Origin of the sequence: Catenovulum sediminis (assembly GCF_007289895.1) — a bacterium.
Taxonomy (GTDB): Bacteria; Pseudomonadota; Gammaproteobacteria; order Enterobacterales; family Alteromonadaceae; genus Catenovulum; species Catenovulum sediminis.
On the sequence record NZ_CP041660.1, the window covers coordinates 3,228,997 to 3,247,647 of the forward strand.

At 39.9% G+C, this 18,651-nt stretch carries 13 protein-coding genes; 5 read left to right on the plus strand and 8 right to left on the minus strand.

Annotation, left to right across the window (positions count from 1 at the left end):
• Positions 1-9: 9 nt before the first annotated feature.
• Positions 10-927 (plus strand): sialate O-acetylesterase, encoded by a 918-nt coding sequence (locus FNT16_RS13815; protein WP_143872119.1) that lies wholly within the window; start codon positions 10-12, stop codon positions 925-927.
• Here the strand turns inward: FNT16_RS13815 and FNT16_RS13820 are convergent.
• A complete protein-coding gene (locus tag FNT16_RS13820) occupies positions 910-1,842 on the minus strand; it encodes a DUF6492 family protein (RefSeq protein ID WP_143872120.1) in 933 nt (310 codons plus the stop codon). The genes FNT16_RS13815 and FNT16_RS13820 overlap by 18 nt on opposite strands.
• Before the next feature lie 155 nt (positions 1,843-1,997).
• Here FNT16_RS13820 and FNT16_RS13825 point away from each other — a divergent pair, with 155 nt between their 5' ends.
• Positions 1,998-2,618, plus strand: coding sequence for a DNA-3-methyladenine glycosylase I (locus tag FNT16_RS13825; protein ID WP_143872121.1), 621 nt, complete (start codon positions 1,998-2,000; stop codon positions 2,616-2,618).
• Positions 2,619-3,038: 420 nt separating this feature from the next.
• On the plus strand, positions 3,039-6,449 hold the full coding sequence (gene amt, locus FNT16_RS13830) for an ammonium transporter (RefSeq protein WP_143872122.1): 3,411 nt from the start codon (positions 3,039-3,041) through the stop codon (positions 6,447-6,449).
• A 120-nt stretch (positions 6,450-6,569) separates the two neighbouring features.
• Here amt and FNT16_RS13835 read toward each other — a convergent pair whose 3' ends face one another.
• Positions 6,570-7,034, minus strand: a complete 465-nt coding sequence (locus tag FNT16_RS13835) for an Hsp20 family protein (protein WP_143872123.1) — start codon at positions 7,032-7,034, stop codon at positions 6,570-6,572.
• Between the two features lie 132 nt (positions 7,035-7,166).
• Here FNT16_RS13835 and FNT16_RS13840 point away from each other — a divergent pair, with 132 nt between their 5' ends.
• Together FNT16_RS13840 and FNT16_RS13845 are read left to right on the plus strand one after the other, a co-directional pair.
• Complete coding sequence (locus FNT16_RS13840) at positions 7,167-7,955, plus strand: TatD family hydrolase (RefSeq protein ID WP_143872124.1); 789 nt, start codon at positions 7,167-7,169, stop codon at positions 7,953-7,955.
• A gap of 75 nt (positions 7,956-8,030) precedes the next feature.
• A complete protein-coding gene (locus FNT16_RS13845; protein ID WP_143872125.1) occupies positions 8,031-9,611 on the plus strand; it encodes an ABC-F family ATPase in 1,581 nt (526 codons plus the stop codon).
• A gap of 95 nt (positions 9,612-9,706) precedes the next feature.
• Here the strand turns inward: FNT16_RS13845 and FNT16_RS13850 are convergent, their stop codons facing one another.
• The 6 genes from FNT16_RS13850 to FNT16_RS13875 are packed head-to-tail and all read right to left on the minus strand — an operon-like array spanning position 9,707 to position 18,593.
• Positions 9,707-10,891, minus strand: a complete 1,185-nt coding sequence (locus FNT16_RS13850) for a tetratricopeptide repeat protein (RefSeq protein ID WP_143872126.1) — start codon at positions 10,889-10,891, stop codon at positions 9,707-9,709.
• Position 10,892: 1 nt separating this feature from the next.
• Positions 10,893-12,956, minus strand: coding sequence for a DUF3857 domain-containing protein (locus FNT16_RS13855; RefSeq protein WP_143872127.1), 2,064 nt, complete (start codon positions 12,954-12,956; stop codon positions 10,893-10,895).
• A gap of 28 nt (positions 12,957-12,984) precedes the next feature.
• Positions 12,985-14,028, minus strand: coding sequence for an SPOR domain-containing protein (locus FNT16_RS13860; RefSeq protein ID WP_143872128.1), 1,044 nt, complete (start codon positions 14,026-14,028; stop codon positions 12,985-12,987).
• A gap of 49 nt (positions 14,029-14,077) precedes the next feature.
• Entirely contained in the window at positions 14,078-15,121 is a 1,044-nt protein-coding gene (locus FNT16_RS13865; RefSeq protein ID WP_185976604.1) for a sterol desaturase family protein, read from the minus strand.
• A 3-nt stretch (positions 15,122-15,124) separates the two neighbouring features.
• The gene (locus FNT16_RS13870) at positions 15,125-17,341 is read right to left on the minus strand and encodes a TonB-dependent receptor family protein (RefSeq protein ID WP_143872129.1); all 2,217 of its coding nucleotides are present in this window, start codon (positions 17,339-17,341) and stop codon (positions 15,125-15,127) included.
• A 28-nt stretch (positions 17,342-17,369) separates the two neighbouring features.
• On the minus strand, positions 17,370-18,593 hold the full coding sequence (locus FNT16_RS13875; RefSeq protein ID WP_143872130.1) for an imelysin family protein: 1,224 nt from the start codon (positions 18,591-18,593) through the stop codon (positions 17,370-17,372).
• Positions 18,594-18,651: the final 58 nt, after the last annotated feature.

Genomic DNA, 18,651 nt, shown 5'->3' on the forward strand with positions numbered 1-18,651 from the left:
GGGCTTTAAATGAAAACAAAAATTTTAACTGTATTACTACTACTTTGTTTCACAAACATAAGCAGTGCTGAAGAATATTTAACTTTTTATTTAGGCGGTCAATCTAATATGGATGGTTATGGTTATGTCAATGAACTGCCAGAACACCTGTTAGCTGAACAAAACGTTATGATTTTTCATGGTAATGGGGTTTTTGATAATAAACCAAATGGCGGTTTAGGTAAGTGGTCAAAATTAAAACCTGGTCATGGTACTGGCTTTAAATCAGATGGTAAAACCAACCGTTATTCTACTCGTTTTGGTGCTGAACTCAGTTTTGCTGCAACGATAGCAAAATTGTTTCCGAATAAAAAAATTGCCTTAATAAAATATTCGGTCGGTGGAACTGGCTTACATTTAAAAACAGGTTATGGCAACTGGTCACCCGATTTTCGTGAAGGAGACGGGAACAACCAATATGATTTTGCACTCAACACCATTAAAAATGCATTTGCTACCGCTGATATAAATGGTGATGGCGAAACGGATACATTAATACCTGCGGGTATTATTTGGATGCAGGGCGAAGCCGATGCGCATGATAGTGATGCATCAGCGAATGCCTATTTGTATAATTTAACGCGTTTGATGGGGTTACTACGCGCTGCGTTAAGAGATGATGATATACCGGTTGTTATTGGCAAAATTACAGATTCAGAGCTAGGTGAAGAAGATATTATGCCTTATATCAAGCGCGTACACTTAGCTCAGCAGTTATTTGTTGAACAAGACATTTGTGCTAGCTATATGACGCAAACCGAAAACTATCAATATGGAAAAAAAGATGCTTGGCATTATTTAAGCTCGGGCTATCTTAAAATGGGTGAAGATTTTGCACAAGCGTATGCCAAGCTGCAAAGTAACTGCAATTCAATCAAACAGCGCTGAGGTTACCGGCTGGTTGCTATTATTTATAAATGGTGACAAGCGCTCAAAAACTTGTTTTGGCGGTAAACGTGATTTACTGCCAACTAATAAAAATAACCCTGGGTTATGCTCTGCGAAACTGTCAGCGACATGCCAGTTTTGGTAATCATGTGAGTCATCTACTAATAGTTTTTGTGGGATCTTTTCGGTACCACATATCACATGAAAATCATCCAATATTTGGTGTTTTAACGCACATAAATAATATAAAGAATACTCTGTCCATTTAAGTTTTAAATAACGACCCAACCACCAGTTTTTTGGATCGGATGGGTTGTGTAAGGAACATAGGTTATCTGCCCAAGTCTTATTTGCGCGTTTGGGCGATAAATCAGCCATCAATGTTCGGCTTAATGTTTTAGACATTAATGCTGGTGTCACTGTCATACCAACGCCTTGGGGACCAATATTACTGTTTATTTTTAATAACCGGCTAGACGCTTTCCACCATTTGGGGTGTCTTGAGCGCTGCTCATACTGCAGAATAGCTTTTCCATCTATTATTAAATCGGATTCAGTGATTGGTTTTAAACACACAACATCAGCATCTAATGTTAGATAAAATTCGTTGCTGATTTTGTCAGCAATGGCTATTTTTACTAACTGCTGTTTACGCCAGCCACGCATTTTAGGGTAATTTTTCAGCTCAGGCAGAAGATCTTCTTCAGAAATTACCACAATGTTTAAATGTGCCCAGCGCGCATATTCATTCTTGACGATTTCCACTTCGCTTGCAGGGGTTACAACAAAAAGCTCACTAATAAGGCCGGGGGATAAAAATTTAGAGAGTGAAGAAAATAGTATATGAGCTCTTTTTAGATCATTTACATCATAACTACCACTTACCTTTAACGGCAGAACCGCACTAATGGGCATTTTATCTCCTTGCTATGTTTCGTTTGAGTATTGCGAGCTGAATGGCTTATAAAATACATTAAAAAATGAATATGTAAAAGCCTTAGAATATTAGGTGACAAAATCTTAAGATGATGCTAAATCTTCAATTTTTATCAATTAATAAGGCTTAAATCATGAATTCAACAGCTGTCTGTGAAGATGGGAAAGTGCGCTGTCAATGGTGCACCGCAACGCCCGAGTATATCGCTTATCATGACAAAGAATGGGGGTATCCTGTAGACGATGATATTCGACTGTTTGAAAAAATAACGCTTGAGAGTTTTCAGTCCGGTTTAAGTTGGCGAACTATTCTGGCAAAGCGTGAAAATTTTCGCGCTGCTTTTGCTGGTTTCGACTATAACAAGGTGGCTGCTTTTGGCGAAAACGATATTATGCGTTTATTAGCCGATTCTGGTATTGTGCGCCATCGCAAAAAGATTGAAGCCGCTATTAACAACGCACAGCAAGCTAAGTTAATTGTTAAAGAGTATGGGTCGTTAGCTGCTTATTTTTGGCGCTTTGAACCTAATCAGACAACGCTTGCTACACCGCAATCAATCTCGGTTTCTGATGTCTCTAAGGTACTGTCTAAAGATCTTAAGAAAAAAGGTTGGAAATTTGTAGGCCCAACGACCGTTTATGCATTTATGCAAGCGATGGGGCTGATTAATGATCATGCTGAATATTGTGCATATAGAGACGAAGTACAAAAAGCCCGAGAAAAGTTTAACAAGCCAAAAACGATAGCGATTTAGCACAGACTTTAAGTTTTGTGGTTTTCTGCACAATGCCATCAGTTTTTTCTTTAGTATGTTTAATTTTCGGCGTGTATACACTCAATCGTCAGGCAATTGCTGAAGAGCAACATTTATCGCACGCTTTACCTGTTGAATATAGGGAGTATTCGATAAAAGTAAGGCGATGGTTATAGATGGTTATAGGGGTAAGAATTATTTAGCGAAAAATCCCTAATTTGGTGCGCCACTCATTGCATTATCATGTTTGATATATGCGTATTGACTTCAACACATATTCCCGCTGAACCATCACGTATCGCAGACTGACCGAGCATCAGAGCCTATTAGCAACCTTGAATCAGTGTCTAAAAGGCACCTGCATTTATAGTGTGGCGTATATTTTGCATCTTCTAGTGAGTATAAAACTAGGAGGTAAGCGTGAGTATAGACATTCTATGGGTGTTGTTTTGTGCTGTGTTAGTTTTGGTTATGCAGGGCGGCTTTTTATTTTTAGAGTCAGGTCTAACACGCAAAAAAAATGCAATTAATGTCGCGCTAAAAAATGCTACCGATTTTGCGCTTACTTTTTTAATTTGGTGGGTCGTAAGCTTTGGTCTGATGTTTGGCCAAAGTTATTTTGGTTGGATTGGCGGTACAAGCTTTCTGTTTGCGGTTGAAAAGAGTAATCCTAGCGAAGCGACTTTCTTTATTTTTCAAGCTATGTTTTGTGCAACCGCTGCTACGATTGTTTCCGGTGCAGTTGCTGAACGAACCAAGTTTCTAGCCTATAAAATAATAACGCTACTGGTTGTCGCCATCGTTTACCCGGTATTTGGTCATTGGGCTTGGTTTAATGGTGGCACGCAAGCTGGTAAGTTGGCCGAAATTGGTTTTGTTGACTTTGCCGGTTCTACCGTTGTGCACAGTATTGGCGGCTGGGTCGCGCTAGCGGCGATTATTATAATTGGGCCAAGAATTGGCCGCTTCACTCAACAACATATTAATTCAATTCCTTATAGTAACTTACCGGCAGCCATGTTAGGTGTGGTGTTATTTGTGGTTGGCTGGGTGGGTTTCAATGCGGGTAGCACGTTAGCTTTTACCCGCGATATACCTCTGATTATTATCAATACCTTGTTGGCCGCCGCTTCAGGTGGGCTTGCAGCTTTTGTTTTTAACCGCATTATGCCAACACGGTATCTTGAAGATAGTGTGGTGCTGTTAAATGGTATTCTCGCTGGTTTGGTTTCAGTAACCGCATCTTGTCATGCAGTGTCTCAGATAGATGCAGTGTTAATTGGAGTAATCGGCGCTGCTGTGATGTTGTTGGGATGTACATTACTTGGCAGATTAAAGTTAGACGATGCAATATCAGCCATTCCTGTTCATTTATTTGCTGGTATTTGGGGCTCGCTTGCCGTTGCAATATTTGCTGATCTTGACGTGCTAGCAACCGGATTGAGCCGTCTTGAGCAATTTTATGTACAACTGCAAGGCGTGGTGACCTGTGGCTTATGGGCATTCTCATGTAGTTATTTAATGCTGAGGCTCGTTAATTCGTTTTATCCATTACGTGTTAGCGCTGAAGATGAACATAACGGCCTGAATATGACCGAGCATAATGCTAGAACGGACTTACATGATTTTTTACTCAATTTAGATAAACAAAAAGACGATTTATCGCTCAGAATTCCGGTAGAGCCTTATACAGAAGTAGGCTTAATTGCAGAGCGCTATAATAAACTAATGGATGTTATAGAAGATGCAACCGCAAAAACTGAGAGTATTGTGCGGGATATTCAAGCAGGGGTTGTTACTTTAGATTCAGCACAAAAAATTACCGGAATGAACCCCGAAGCTGAGCGTATTTTTTCTGTTGCAGAAGGATACGCGCTTGGTAAATCTATCCAGCAAATATTTAATGTGAACAAAGTTTCACAAATGAAAAACTCGACTGAAACAGACTTATTTTCAGCGCGCGCAAGCTTGTTTAGCCAGCCGGGCCATTTGCGTTTAGAAGGCTATTCTACAAACGCAAATTATACGCGTTACTTAGATATTATAATCACGCAAAGCAGTCATGCGGTTATTGAACTCACTTGTTTAATTAATGACATGACTGAGTACAAAGCTATTGAAGCGGCGCTTTATAAAGAGAAAGAGCAGATGTATGCCACGTTAGAGTCTATTGGCGATGGCGTGATCACAACTTCAAACAACGCCACCATTGTTTATATGAACCCGGTAGCAGAAGCGTTAACTGGTTGGCCTTTGGAACGGGCTAAACACAAAAAAATAAGTCAGGTGATGGCCGTTGTTGACTCACCAGAACAAAGGCCATGTGATGTCATTATTCGCAATGCAATTGAAAACAAACAAACTCATGTCACCAGTAAATCTAGGTTACTGTATAGCCGAAACGGTTCTGTTTGTGCGATTAGGCATACAATTGCGCCGATGTTTGACCAAAACAAGAATGTGACCGGAACCGTTGTGGTGTTTCAGGATGTGACGCAGTCACAAATTATTCAAAGACAGTTAAGTCATCAAGCGAAACATGATGGGTTAACCGGGTTAATTAATCGAAGTGAGTTTGATCGCACCCTATCAGATTTAGTAGAGCAGAGTATACAAGCGGCCGAGCATCATGTTTTACTTTATATCGATCTGGACAGATTCAAAATTGTAAACGACCTTTGTGGCCATCAAGCGGGAGATGAATTGCTGCGGCAAGTTTCTCGTTTAATGAAAAAACAGGTCCGGTCAAACGATACATTTGCACGTTTAGGAGGCGACGAGTTTGCCGCAATTTTGTTTAATTGTGATATCGAGCGAGCTAAGAAAATTGCTGAAAGTATTCGCGATCAAGTTGAGTCTTTCCGCTTTTGTTGGGATGGTAAAGACTTTACGGTTACTACGAGTATTGGCGTTATCCCGATTGATCAATATTCTAATAATGTAAATGATGTATTGCACTTGGCTGATGTCGCTTGTTACGTATCAAAAGATATGGGGCGTAACTATGTCTATGTTTATCAGCCTGATGACTCTGAACTGAATGCACGGCAAAATCAGGTAAAATGGGTGAGCAGAATAAAGCAGGCTTTAGAACAAGATTTGTTTGAGCTTTATTTTCAGCAGATAGCGGCAACTAAACGGGGTGACAAAGGATTAAAATTTGAAATTTTACTTCGTTTAAATTTTGATGGTGAAATTATTCAACCCGGTGCATTTATACCTACTGCAGAGCGATATAATTTAATGTATTCCATTGATTTGTGGGTGATTAAGCAAACGTTTAAATGGTTAGATGAAAATAGGTTTAGGCTGCCAGCGGATTTATCTTGTTCGATTAACCTCTCGGGTGAGTCTATTAATAAACCAGAGCTGCAAGATTATATTGTGGAAATGTTAAATAGCTATCAAATTGACGGCAAGCACATTGTATTTGAGGTAACTGAAACTGTTGCGATTTCAAATTTGAATAAAGCGACTGATTTCATTAATAAATTAAAGAATTTCGGCGTGCGTTTTGCGTTAGATGATTTTGGCAGTGGGTTGTCTTCATTCGGATATTTGAAAAACTTACCGATTGATTATTTAAAAATTGATGGGGCGTTTGTCAAAGAAATTGATGCGAATGTTTTTGACCAAGCAATGGTAGACGCGATTAATAAAATTGGCCATACGATGAATTTAAAAACCATTGTTGAATATGTTTCCAACAAAGAAATTAAACATACCCTAGAATGGCTTGAAGTGGATTACCTGCAGGGTTATTACATTCACAAACCTAATCAGATATCAAAATTAATAGAAGAAATCGCGTTGGTTCAGCTAGTTAGCTAACATCACTCAAGGCGTAGGGCGATTGATTGGATGAGCAAATACTAAAAACGTAAAACTAAACGTAAAACGAAAAAGGGTCGCATCCGCGACCCTTTTTACGTTAATTATTGCGTTAGAGGGTTATTTATTCTCTAACAATTCAGATTTTTGCTTGTTACCAATTGGGATGCTTTTAGGTTTTAAAGCTTCTGGTACTTCTCTATATAAGTCTATGTGTAACAAACCTCTATCCATTTCAGCGCCACTGACTTTGATGTGGTCGCTAAGCTGGAATTTACGCTCGAAGTTACGCTCTGAGATACCTTTGTAAATAAAGCGTTTGTCGTTTTCTTCTGCGTTATCTGCTTTGTCTGCGCGTTTGCCGGTTACAGTTAATGTGTTGTTTTCAAGATTAATTTCTAGTTCATCTTCAGCAAAACCCGCAACTGCAAGCGTAATCCGGTATTTATCTTCTGCAGTTAATTCGATATTGTATGGGGGATAACCTGCTGATTTATCGCTACGTGCAGCAGTATCCATTAAGTTGGCTAAGTGATCAAAACCAATAAAAGAACGGTATAGTGGTGTAAAGTCTAAAGTTTTCATATTCATATCCTCGCTATTAAGCAATATGTTAAAATTTGATTGTGTGCCACCCGTAAGGGCTGGCGTTGTAGACCCGTCATCGGCGTCTGATTAATATATAGGGATGGTACTTTTTGCTTTCAAGGTTTTTTTATGAAATTTTTTGATAGTCATTGTCACCTTAATCTGATTGCAGAAAAAATGCCTATAGATCAGGTATTAAGTCGGGCACTTAAAAACCGGGTGAAACGCATACTCGTGCCGGCCATAAATCAGCCTAGTTGGCAGGATTTAATTAAATTAAAAAAACAGTATGCACAACTAGATATTGCGTTTGGGCTCCACCCATATTTTTTGAAAAAATCACATTACACGGATGATTTACTGCAACTGGAACAATTGTTAAGTGCGAATGAAAATAGCGTAGCAGTAGGTGAGATTGGCTTAGATTTTAGCGCCCATATTTTAGACAGTGTTGTTGATAAGCAAAAACAAATTGATATTTTTTATCAGCAACTTATGTTGGCTAAACAGGTTAATTTGCCTGTTATTATTCATCACAGGCAAAGTATTGATAATATTAGTAAATTGGTGCGCCAAGCTCATTTTGATTGCGGTGGGGTTGTGCATGCATTTTCAGGGAGTTTTCAACAAGCAAAAAAATTAGTTGATCTGGGGTTTAAACTGGGTATTGGTGGTACCATTACCTACCCGCGAGCCCAAAAAACACGCGCCGCGGTGGAGCAGATCCCAAGTGAGCATTTGCTACTAGAAACAGATGCGCCGGATATGCCAATTTGTGGACGTCAGGGGGAGATTAATTTACCCGAATATTTACCTGAGATTTTTAAAGTTTTGCAGCAAATTAAAAAAACGGACGCCACACAACTGGCTGAAATTTTATGGCAAAACACATTTAATTGTTTTCCAGCTTTGAATTAAACAGAATTGTCATATCTATAGCGCTTAATTTCCGTTAAAATACGCGCTTTTTTACCCATCCTCAGGAAGTTTTACGTGATCTCAACTGCAAATATCACCATGCAATTTGGTGCCAAACCTTTATTTGAAAATGTCTCTGTTAAATTTGGCCAAGGTAACCGTTATGGTTTAATTGGTGCAAATGGGTGCGGCAAATCAACTTTTATGAAAATTCTGGGCCGTGATTTAGAACCTTCTTCAGGCAACGTAATGCAAGAGCCTGATACGCGTTTAGGTAAGTTACGTCAGGATCAATTTGCGTTTGAAGCGTATTCAGTGATGGATACTGTGCTCATGGGCAACACGGAACTCTGGGCCGTTAAAGCCGAGCGAGATCGTATTTATAGCAAAGCTGAAATGAGTGAGCAGGATGGGATGGACGTTGCTGAACTGGAAGTGAAATTTGCTGAGATGGACGGTTACACAGCGGAAGCGCGAGCAGGCGAATTATTGCTGGGCTTAGATATTCCAATTGAACAGCATTATGGCCCAATGAGTAATGTTGCGCCAGGTTGGAAACTCAGGGTTTTATTAGCTCAGGCGTTGTTTTCAGATCCGGATATTTTGTTACTTGATGAACCAACCAACAACTTGGATATCAACACCATTCGTTGGTTGGAAGGTATTTTGGTTGAGCGCAACAGTACCATTATAATCATTTCGCACGATCGCCACTTTTTAAACACTGTATGTACCCATATGGCAGATTTAGATTTTGGTGAAATTCGTCTGTATCCGGGTAATTACGATGAGTACATGACAGCTTCTACGCAAGCTCGTGAGCGTTTATTGAGTGAAAACGCGAAGAAAAAAGCACAAATTGCTGAGTTGCAAACCTTCGTGAGTCGATTCTCTGCGAACGCTTCTAAAGCAAAACAAGCAACATCTCGAGCCAAACAAATTGAAAAAATTCAATTGGATGAAGTAAAACCTTCAAGCCGGATCAGTCCGTTTATTCGTTTTGAACAAGAGAAAAAATTGCACCGCCAAGCGGTTACGCTAGAAGGGGTAAGCAAAGGTTTTGATCGCACCTTATTTAGTGATTTAAATATGATGATTGAAGCAGGTGAGCGGGTGGCGATTATCGGCCCGAATGGTGCGGGTAAAACCACTTTATTGCGTTGTTTGTATGGCGATTTGGCGGCCGATAGCGGTGATATAAAATGGGCTGAACAGGCTCAGATTGGTTATTTTGCACAGGACCATGCCACCGATTTTGCTGAAGATTTAACTTTGTTTGATTGGATGAAACAGTGGACGACAGGTGATGACCAGCTAGTACGCGGCGCACTGGGGCGTATGCTATTTTCTAACGACAGCGTGAATAAAAAAGTCAGTGTACTTTCTGGTGGTGAAAAAGGGCGCATGTTGTTTGGTAAATTAACTTTAACCAACCCAAATGTTTTATTGATGGATGAGCCGACCAACCACTTGGATATGGAATCAATTGAAGCGTTGAACCTAGCACTAGAAAATTATCCAGGTACGCTTATTTTTGTCAGCCATGATCGCGAGTTTGTCTCTTCATTAGCAACACGAATTATTGATATTCAACCCACTGGTTTAGTCGATTTTCAGGGTAGCTACGAAGAATACCTTAAGAGTTTGGGGATTTAATCATAAACGCCGCAAAATTGTTTTTTGCGGCGCTTCTTTGCAGCACCAGTCACTTTTTTGTAGCTTCTCTTCGTTCGTTTTAAGCCTGTTTGTTTCTAACTTTGAGTTTTACTCTGTCTATTACGTGTTTTGTAGGCTTTTGATTGCATAAAATCTTGGTGGCCTTCTATCTCTGGTAAAACTTCAGAGCATTCAGTTAATAAAAAACGGCTTTCCAGCACGTCCATTAATTCAATGGCTAGCGGATAATCTTTTTTAACAATACTAATTTGTAAAAAAATGAGATAGGCTTCCAAATCGTACGGGTCAGCGACCAGTGCTTGGTGCGCATAATGATGCGCTAATTCAAGTTCGCCTTTTAACCAATACAGTGTAGCGCGTTCAGAGAGTAATTTGACATCTTGCTGCGCAAACAACGGCATGTTGTCTATCGATTTCAAGGCTGAATCATAGTCTTCTTTTTGAATAAAATAATCTTCAAATGCCATCGGGGGGTTGTGTGAGTCAGGCATGCGGTTAAGAATATCCATCACCATTTTGTTGTCAAATGACGTGTGCTGGGTGGCTATATTTCGCAGCATCACATCGAGCAAATAGAGGTTATTTTTATGCGTTTCACTGAGCATTGGCCAAAGTCGCTTAATTTGTGCTGTGTCTTTATTGCGGGTAGCCTGCATTAATGGTAACAATGATTTTTGTTTTTCACTTACAGCCAATTGAGCTAATCCAATAATAAGCTCTGCTGATGAGAATATGGTCGATACATTTTTAATATCTAAAATATGGAATGTATCCGGCGATAAATAAAAATCCAGATAAACATAGCCAGCGCTGTCCATATCGACCCGATAATGACTAATTAAGTAGTCTTCAGTTTTTTCCGAAAAAAGGTAGTACCAACCTGATTCTTCAAGCGAGTGGTTTGTTATTAGTGTGCTGTAGGTGCTTTTTAAGGTTGCCGTAGTTGATACGGTTGGCAGGTAATCAGGAAACTGATCGCGGATATATTGAACAATCGAATCGTTTGTCAGGTGCTTGTTTATAAATCGCCAATTTTTATCATTTAGCGCAGTTTCAAACAAATAATTAAATTGAACAGGTTTTAGTATTTTGCTTGTATTATTTGTGACCGGTTCGGAATTTGCCGGTTGATTTGATGTGTTAGAGCAAGCCGTTGTAAACACACTTAACAAGCAACATAAAGTGAGCGCAATTAAGGCTTTTATGTGTTTGGCTAGTGTATTTTTTATTTTGATGCTATTTAGGCGAATGCCGGTCATCTTAACGTCCCTCGTACAGTTGCGTAGGTGGGCTATTTTTAGCTCGCATTTTATTTAACCTGCTTGCAAGCTTCTGCATTGCCAGCATGCTGCTTTCTTGGGTTACATTGGTGATTTCACCATAATAGGTTTTATGGTCTTCTATCTTTTTCAGCAGTGAAAGGTAGTCTGCAACATCCTCCGGGTTTACATGATCTGTTTTGGAATGCAATTGATTGCTGTAGGTTAGGTGACGTCTGTCGTAGCTTAAGTTACTGACAAAACGTACATGTTTATCTTCCAGCACATCTTCAGTCACTGAAGATGAAAAATCGATATCTTCCGGCAAAATAAATGTGACACGGTGCTCTACTTGCACTCGCGGGGGAATGTAAAGTGGCTGACTTCTGATTATTGTATCAGGTTGATAAATGAAGTTTTCTGTGTAATCCGCATTTAAAGCAAACTCAGAAGCTGTTTGATTAATTGTCCAAAAATCTGGAACTAGATAGTGCTCAGTTAAGGTATAGTGGTTATTTTTGATATCATCAGACGCTTTTAACGCACTCAGCTTAGATATTTTGGGAAAGGTTTTAGCATAATAATTTAAATATTGTTTTTGAATACTATCTAAACCAGAGTTATTCACCTTATAACGCATATCTTCAGCTTCGACGCCGGTAAAATGGCTAACAATAATCCACTCGACAGGAGATACATAATCTATCGCTTTTACTGTCTCTTTAATGTTAACCGTTCCTTTTAAAGGCTGACTTGGTGTTGCATCAACAAGTTGCACTGAATCGTTATTGGTTGAGTTATGCTCAATTAACAACGCATAACTGTAATTAGGCTGGTATTTGTTTTCTAACTTGAAGCCTTGCAGTGAAATAGTTGGGTCTATCCAATATTTATTGTCATTATATTCTAGCTTTACAATTGCATGATTAAATACGTTGTGCGCTGGCAAATATGTATTTAGCATTTTACTTTTATAGCTAGACACCAGCGCGACATTGGCTTTTACCCCCAGCTCTTTTAGCAGCTCGACAAGCAACAACGATTTATCTTTACAATCGCCATATTTGTTGGCGATCACCTCATTCGGAGTGTGCGGTTTATGCGAGTTTTCAGCCAGCTCCAAACCCAAATATCTAATTTCATCCTGTACGTAATTTATTGCCTTTTCTATTGCTTGTTTTTGAGGTTGTTTCTTTAATTCTTTGATCAGATTTAAATATTGTTCAGACGGCTGAGAATTCACTGTAAATAAAGCACTTGCCCAAGTAGCAACTTGTTGCCAATTTGCATATTCCGAAAATTGAACGTAAGGGTAGGTTTTGTGCCAACTAGGTACATTATCTTCTTCAAATACTTTTTGACTGTTTGATATATTCAGGCGGTATAGCAAGTTGTCTTCTTGTTGAGTGACGCTTACCGTTTGCGCTGTGCCATATACCTGATAATGAATGTTACGGGATTTAGGGCTGATTACTTCGACATTAATTTGGTCGACTTGTGTTCTCCATCCCAGCCATTCAAAACTTGCAAAGTTACCCGAAAATACGGGGTTTTGTCCTGCTAACGAATATGCGTAGTCAATTGTGTCACCGAGTTGGACACCTTTTAGTAAGGTAACTGCAGTCATTTCTCCAGAATAGATGTTGTTGCTTCTATCATCTTCTGCATTAATGATTTTTATGTCGCTTTTTTCAACGCGACTGACTATTTTGCCACCTCGAACAATATTAATTGTATGTATGGTTAATTTTTCAAATGCTGGGTTAAAACGAATACTGATATCAGAATAGTCACTGATACCGGAAGGATCGGAAACACTGTAAACATACCGACGGTACTGGCTTTGTGTGGCAACGTGTTTTTGCACATCAACAAGATGATAATGGGCCGGTTTTCTCAGTTTTGCCAGCGATAGCTTTTGCTCAAGTTGTTTGGGTGTAACCCAATTGGGCGCTTTTTCTATCTTAAATTCCACGTCTTGTGCGTTGCTAAGCGCCCATAAAGGCAAGTGAAACAAGCTAAAGACTAAAAATGCCCATGACACTGCACGACTGGTTGGTTTCATAATGTTCCCTGTTATATTTTTATATCAATTATTCGTTTTTATTTAGGCGAACGATGCCTTTTGTTCCGTACTTCTCGCTTAGTGTGTCGTTTGCTTGTTCTGCTAATTGCTGATTTGCAAAACCTGTTGCGTACACTAATTGCAGACCATTTTTATTCTCGATGGTAAATTTAAATCCGGCTTGTTCAACTTTTTGTGCCAGTTGTTTTGCATTTGAGGGATTAGCAAATGCACCTAACTGTATTTTATAAGCGCTTGATGTTTGAGTTGTATATAAGTCTGGTTGTGACTCTGTGTTAGGTTTTTGCGCGGTTGGCTGTGCTGTTGACTGCGCTGTAGGTTGTGTTTGTTCTGTACTGCGTTTGGCCATTTCACGCTGTAATAAGGTGGGTTTTTGTGTGTCTTCACCAATTTTCACTTCAGCAAGTGCGACATTTTCGGTTGTTTCATTTACTGGCTGTTTAGTATGCGGTTTTTTTTCCACTGGCTGTGTAGTTAATGGGACGGGTTTTGAAATTTCACCTCGGATAACTTTATCGGATTTTCCACTGAGCTGGAAACGATAACTTAAACCCAGTTGTATCGCACTGAAGCTACCAAAATAGGGCATATCTTGTATTTGCTCTATGCCAACATCTAAAGCCAAAACATCTGAAAAAGACCAGATCAAATTAGCGCCTAGGTTTAATGCAGTATCGCCGTTTTCCAATAAGGTTGCTTGGCTATTGGTGATTTCTTGGTTTGCAAACGCTGCACCTAATTTAAACGCTAAAGATAGTTTTTGGTTTAATTTGAGTTTGTGAATATAACCTAGCTTCAACATAGGTAGGCTGTTATTTTGCACAACATTATTGTTGTCGGTGAATTCTATCTCAGCATACTCTGTGTAGTTTAAATAGATGCCGCCGTAATTTTGATGGATATAGGCGCCTTCTATGCCAAAACCGTCACTGGCGTTCTCGGTTTTCGCTTGTTGATAATATAGCGTGGTTGCAAACTCTTCTGAACTAAATGCAGAAGCGGAATATAAACATGCAAGCAGTGATAAGGTTAATTTTTTAGTTACGTCCATGGTTTATTGTTGTCTGTGAGTTTCTTTTAAGTTTATGCTTTTTTGAACATTAGTCAAAACGTATGGGTTGAGAGTTGTCGTATTTAAATTTTGCTTTCAGATTTTTAAGAAGCCGAATCAAGTTTTTAAAAAGTTGAGTCAAGCTCAAGCGCAGGCTTTTTGGGCAAGCTTCATAAAAAGGGGTGAAATACAATTGAGGCAGCTGATGTGGGTTTGCTTGATCTTTAATACCAAATGATAGCTTAAACGGGCGTTTTTTGGGGGCTGTGATTAAACTTTTAAATAATATGTCCCAGCAGGCTAGGGTGGTGCCAAAATTACAGTCAAAATGTTGAGCTTGCTTACTGTGATGCAATTGATGTTGTGCCGGACTTATAAATATATGTTCGAAATACTTGCCCCAGCTTAACCAGACATGTGAATGACGTAAATTAGAACCCGCCAGATTAAACAAAAAAATAAATAAATTAGCACCTAGTATATCTATCATAGTTAACGCTGGCCCAAATAACGCTAAACTGATGCCAATTGAACTACCTTGCACTAGCGTCATGCGCATTGCATATAAGGCAGATTCTAGTGGATGTGTGCGATAGATAGTCAGTGGTGTAAGCACTTGTGCGCTATGGTGGACTTTATGAAAGGCCCAAAGTGCCGGTATTTTGTGCAGCGCGTAGTGCAATATAAAGCGACTGAAATCGTCTAGAATAAATAAGATTACGGTAAATATAAAGGCCGTTTCTAAAGTACCTGCACTGGGTCTTTGAGCCGGTCCCATTAACATGCTAAAAGATTCGTTAATAAACAGGGCTATTGGTATTGCGCCAAACAAGAAAGGGGTGACCATTAGGGCTTTAATGATTCGATTCAGCAACATTAATTTGTAGTCGGCTTGTGCGCTTTTATGCCACCAAATTTTACGGTTGAATAAATATTGGTGCAGTTTGCCTGCGGGCTTTTGCATTAAATAGGTTGCGCTGGCAATCAGCAAAGCGGATAACAAATAAACTAAATAGATGCGTTTGTTGGCATCTAATAAATTAGATGCCATATCAAACACATTTGTATCTAGCCAGTTTAGGATAGGGTTCATTGTTTAAAAGCTAAACTTATATCCTAAAATGAGCTGTCTTGGTTTGCCCGGTCTGGCACCGTTAGGTCGGCGACTGACGATATGCGTTTCTTCGGTAATATTGTCTGCTTTTAGGTAGACGGTGTGATTGTTTGGGAAGTAATAACTTGCCGATATATCCAAAATGGTGCTGGCTTCGATTACTTTTCCAGATAGGTTTACACCATCGCCGGCTGCTTCTAGCATTTCACCTGTATATTTTAATTGGGCATTGAGCTGCCAATTAGTTGCAGCGAGTCCACTACTCAAGGTTAATGAATGATCGGGTTGATACGGCATAGAATCACCTTGTTCAACTGCCCCCCACTGCGGGTAATCGGAGACAAAACTGTCTTCAAACTCTGAACGGGTATAGCTGTAGGTGACGCTCCATGGCATGTCTAATGCATCGGTTAAGGTAAATTGATTAGCAATATGTGCTTCTAAGCCATATACGTTTACGTTGCCCCCATTAAAATCAGAATCCAGTGGACAGTTTGATGATTGAGAAAAGGTACAACTTTCTTTTAAGTTGCTGTAGTCGTTATAAAAGGCAACAATTTCAGCATTGATATGGCCATTGTTTAAGCGAAAGCCCATTTCATAGTTGATGCTTTTTTCTGCTTCTACGTCTTGATCATTTTGTTGCGGGCTGCTTGGGACATATCCTTGGTGTACACCGGCAAATACGCCATAGTCTGAGTGCAATTTGTAAAACGCACTTAAGCTAGGTAACCAGATTCGGCTTTCTTTTTCTAACCAATCGTTTTCGTTTTTACGGTTTTGGTAGCGAGCATCTATATATTCGCCGCGTATACCTGCGGTAACGGTTAAGTTATCTAATGTCATTGCATCTTGCAGGTAAACCGACAGGGCATCTGTTTTTTCTTGATTGACAGAGGTAAATTCTTTATTTGCAGCCGAGCCAAGTGTTCCACTTTCCGACATACTGAAGGTTTCTTCAAAGTGATCTCGGTTAATATAATCTTGGTGCAATCGAATACCGGCATCCACTTTGTGCTGAATATCACCGCTGATAAACTGCCAGCTTAAATCACTTTGAATACCTTTTGATTGGTAAGATCGGTCATTCGTACCCAGAATAATATCACCAGCCTGCTGGCCGCTTAAAATCTGATAGTATTTCTGATGTTCGCTGCTGTCTGGTTGTATTAACACGTCTAACAACGAAGGTGCGCCTTGGCCTAATGAGCTGACTTTACGCCAGTCTCTGGCAAAATCGTGTTGATAAATGCGGGTGATTAGATCGACAGAGCCTAGTTCAATGTAGTGCGTTAATTGAACTGTATCATGGGTCCACTGCATTTTATCTTTTTGTGTTGCAGCGTAGCGCCGATTTGGTTCGACGTTAAAATCTGCATCGGTTAAACCGAGATATGTTTCATCTGAAGTTTCTTGCGCATATGCCAGTTTGAGTTCAACAAAATGTTTTGATTGGCTACCCGAAAAATCGTATTTAAATTTTGCCATTAAATCAGATTTTTCAAAGCCGGTATCGGCGTCAGAAAAATCGATACTTTTAAAGCCATCTGCTTTTGTATACAAGCCTTCTACTAAATAACCAAAACGGCCAACCGTTTGTCCATGATGCAAGTGGGCTTTGTTGTAATTGTCTGTGCCGTAGGCTAAATCAATCGCGCTTTCATTGTCAGTTGGTACGCTGCGAGTGACTAAGTTAAGTGCACCTGCGACTGTATTTGGCCCATATTTTATCGCTGCCGGGCCTTTAAATACTTCGACTGCCGTCATCCGACTGACCATTGGGAAATAATAGGCAGAAGGTGCAGAGTAGGGGGCAGGGGAGATCAGCACGCCGTCTTCCATTAGAGATATTTTTTTGCTGCGCTCTGGCGTTGATCCTCTGAATCCGATATTGGGTCTTAAGCCATAGCCGTCTTCTTCGCGAATATTTACCCCGGGTACGGAAGCCAGCACTTTGTTAATGTCATCAAATTCAAATTTTTCTAATGTCGCTTCTGATACTAAACTGGTTGCACCGCCTTGAGTGCGCAATTTGTCGTGTGCGCCTAATATTTGAATACGCTCTGCATATCGGCTCTCGCTATCATTCGCTTTTTCTTGATTCGCTGGTTGATTCGCTGGTTGATTCGCTTGTTGTGCATTTATATTTGTACTAAGCAAACAGGCCGAGATTGCGATAAAAATTGGGTTGAGTTTCATATTTTGTTCGTTCCCTTATTATTTAAACTTAGTCGTTATCGCCGGCTGATGTGTCAGGCAATTCAACAGATAAGCTCGTAATAAAGTGTGTTTTTAACTGGTCGGTAATCACTTTTATTTGCGCATGCAGTGCTTCGATTTTTTCAAAATCACTATTTTGATTGGTTAGCGCAGTTGCAAAATCACTTTGAATATCGGCTAATTGTGTTTGTGCATTTTGTAAAGCGGTTAAAATGACCTCAGACGTTTCACTGTCACCAACAGCTTGTAGGTAATCATCAAAACCAATTGCTTCGTCGCTGTCGGCTGCATGTTCAGAAGTTTTACCGGTAAACAGAGCTTCAAACGCGATTAAGTTGTTTTGTAGGTTTTTAATCGCTAATTTGGCATGTTTTGATTCTACTTCTGCAGCACAAGGTGCATTGCCACATTGATTATTAAAATAGCCCAGTGGCATGCCCAGTTTTTGGTCTTTAATTTGATAATCGGCGTAAAATAAGGCTTGGCCCAGTGTGTTTATTGCGCTGCGTGGATCGCCATTTTTTAATTCGTTTTGATAGGCATTGTCAGCCGTATACCATTTTACTTGCAGTTCGTCAGAGCGTGTTTTGAGATCGGAAAGCACAACTTTAGCAAAGTCGCAGCGCTGTATTTTTCGTGTATTTTCGTCTAGTTGATTCCAGCCGACGAGTGCGCCTGTTTCTAAGCTGCAGCTGTGGGTTAAATTCTGATTATAAATGAGATATTCAAACGCATCTAATCCTTTGCGCGTGTCGCTTCGCTTGCTGATATCATAATTTTGACCATTTACACTGCCTTCTGCATTAAACGCGACATCTTGATCAACCGCACAGCTGTTTTCTCTGGGCCAGCTATATATTGTGTTACGCAGGGCTGCGGAGTTTTCAGAAAGCGGTGTCATTTGCATGACTTCAATTTGCTGCCAGCTCGCCATCAGTGCTGTAAAGTCATTTTGTACTTGGGTGAGTTCGCTGCTGCTGTCAGTTTGAGTTTCAATTGTTGTGCAATAGGCTTCAAGTGACTGTTCTTGTGCTGCAAGTGCTGCACTGAAACTTTCATGGCGGGGCTTAATGACTTGGTCAACCAAGTGCGTTATCAATTCATTTTCGGTAAAGTCAGAGGTTAATCCATATTCCGGGCCGGCTTTACTGCTGGTGGATTCGCCGCAGGCGCTTAAAAATATCAGGCTAACAGCTGATAGAGCGTTTCTTGTCTTTTTAGTCAAATTCATAAATTGCACTCTGTTGATTCTATATGCGCGTTGTTTACACGATTTTTATGTCTATTTT

Excerpts from the sequence above, each read along its gene's own strand:
- FNT16_RS13820 (WP_143872120.1), bottom strand. The coding sequence starts at position 1,842 with ATGCCCATTAGTGCGGTTCTGCCGTTAAAGGTAAGTGGTAGTTATGAT.
- FNT16_RS13870 (WP_143872129.1), bottom strand. The coding sequence starts at position 17,341 with ATGAAACTCAACCCAATTTTTATCGCAATCTCGGCCTGTTTGCTTAGT.
- FNT16_RS13865 (WP_185976604.1), bottom strand. The coding sequence starts at position 15,121 with ATGAACCCTATCCTAAACTGGCTAGATACAAATGTGTTTGATATGGCA.
- FNT16_RS13875 (WP_143872130.1), bottom strand. The coding sequence starts at position 18,593 with ATGAATTTGACTAAAAAGACAAGAAACGCTCTATCAGCTGTTAGCCTG.
- FNT16_RS13815 (WP_143872119.1), top strand. The coding sequence starts at position 10 with ATGAAAACAAAAATTTTAACTGTATTACTACTACTTTGTTTCACAAAC.
- FNT16_RS13840 (WP_143872124.1), top strand. The coding sequence starts at position 7,167 with ATGAAATTTTTTGATAGTCATTGTCACCTTAATCTGATTGCAGAAAAA.
- FNT16_RS13835 (WP_143872123.1), bottom strand. The coding sequence starts at position 7,034 with ATGAAAACTTTAGACTTTACACCACTATACCGTTCTTTTATTGGTTTT.
- FNT16_RS13850 (WP_143872126.1), bottom strand. The coding sequence starts at position 10,891 with ATGACCGGCATTCGCCTAAATAGCATCAAAATAAAAAATACACTAGCC.
- FNT16_RS13860 (WP_143872128.1), bottom strand. The coding sequence starts at position 14,028 with ATGGACGTAACTAAAAAATTAACCTTATCACTGCTTGCATGTTTATAT.
- FNT16_RS13855 (WP_143872127.1), bottom strand. The coding sequence starts at position 12,956 with ATGAAACCAACCAGTCGTGCAGTGTCATGGGCATTTTTAGTCTTTAGC.
- FNT16_RS13825 (WP_143872121.1), top strand. The coding sequence starts at position 1,998 with ATGAATTCAACAGCTGTCTGTGAAGATGGGAAAGTGCGCTGTCAATGG.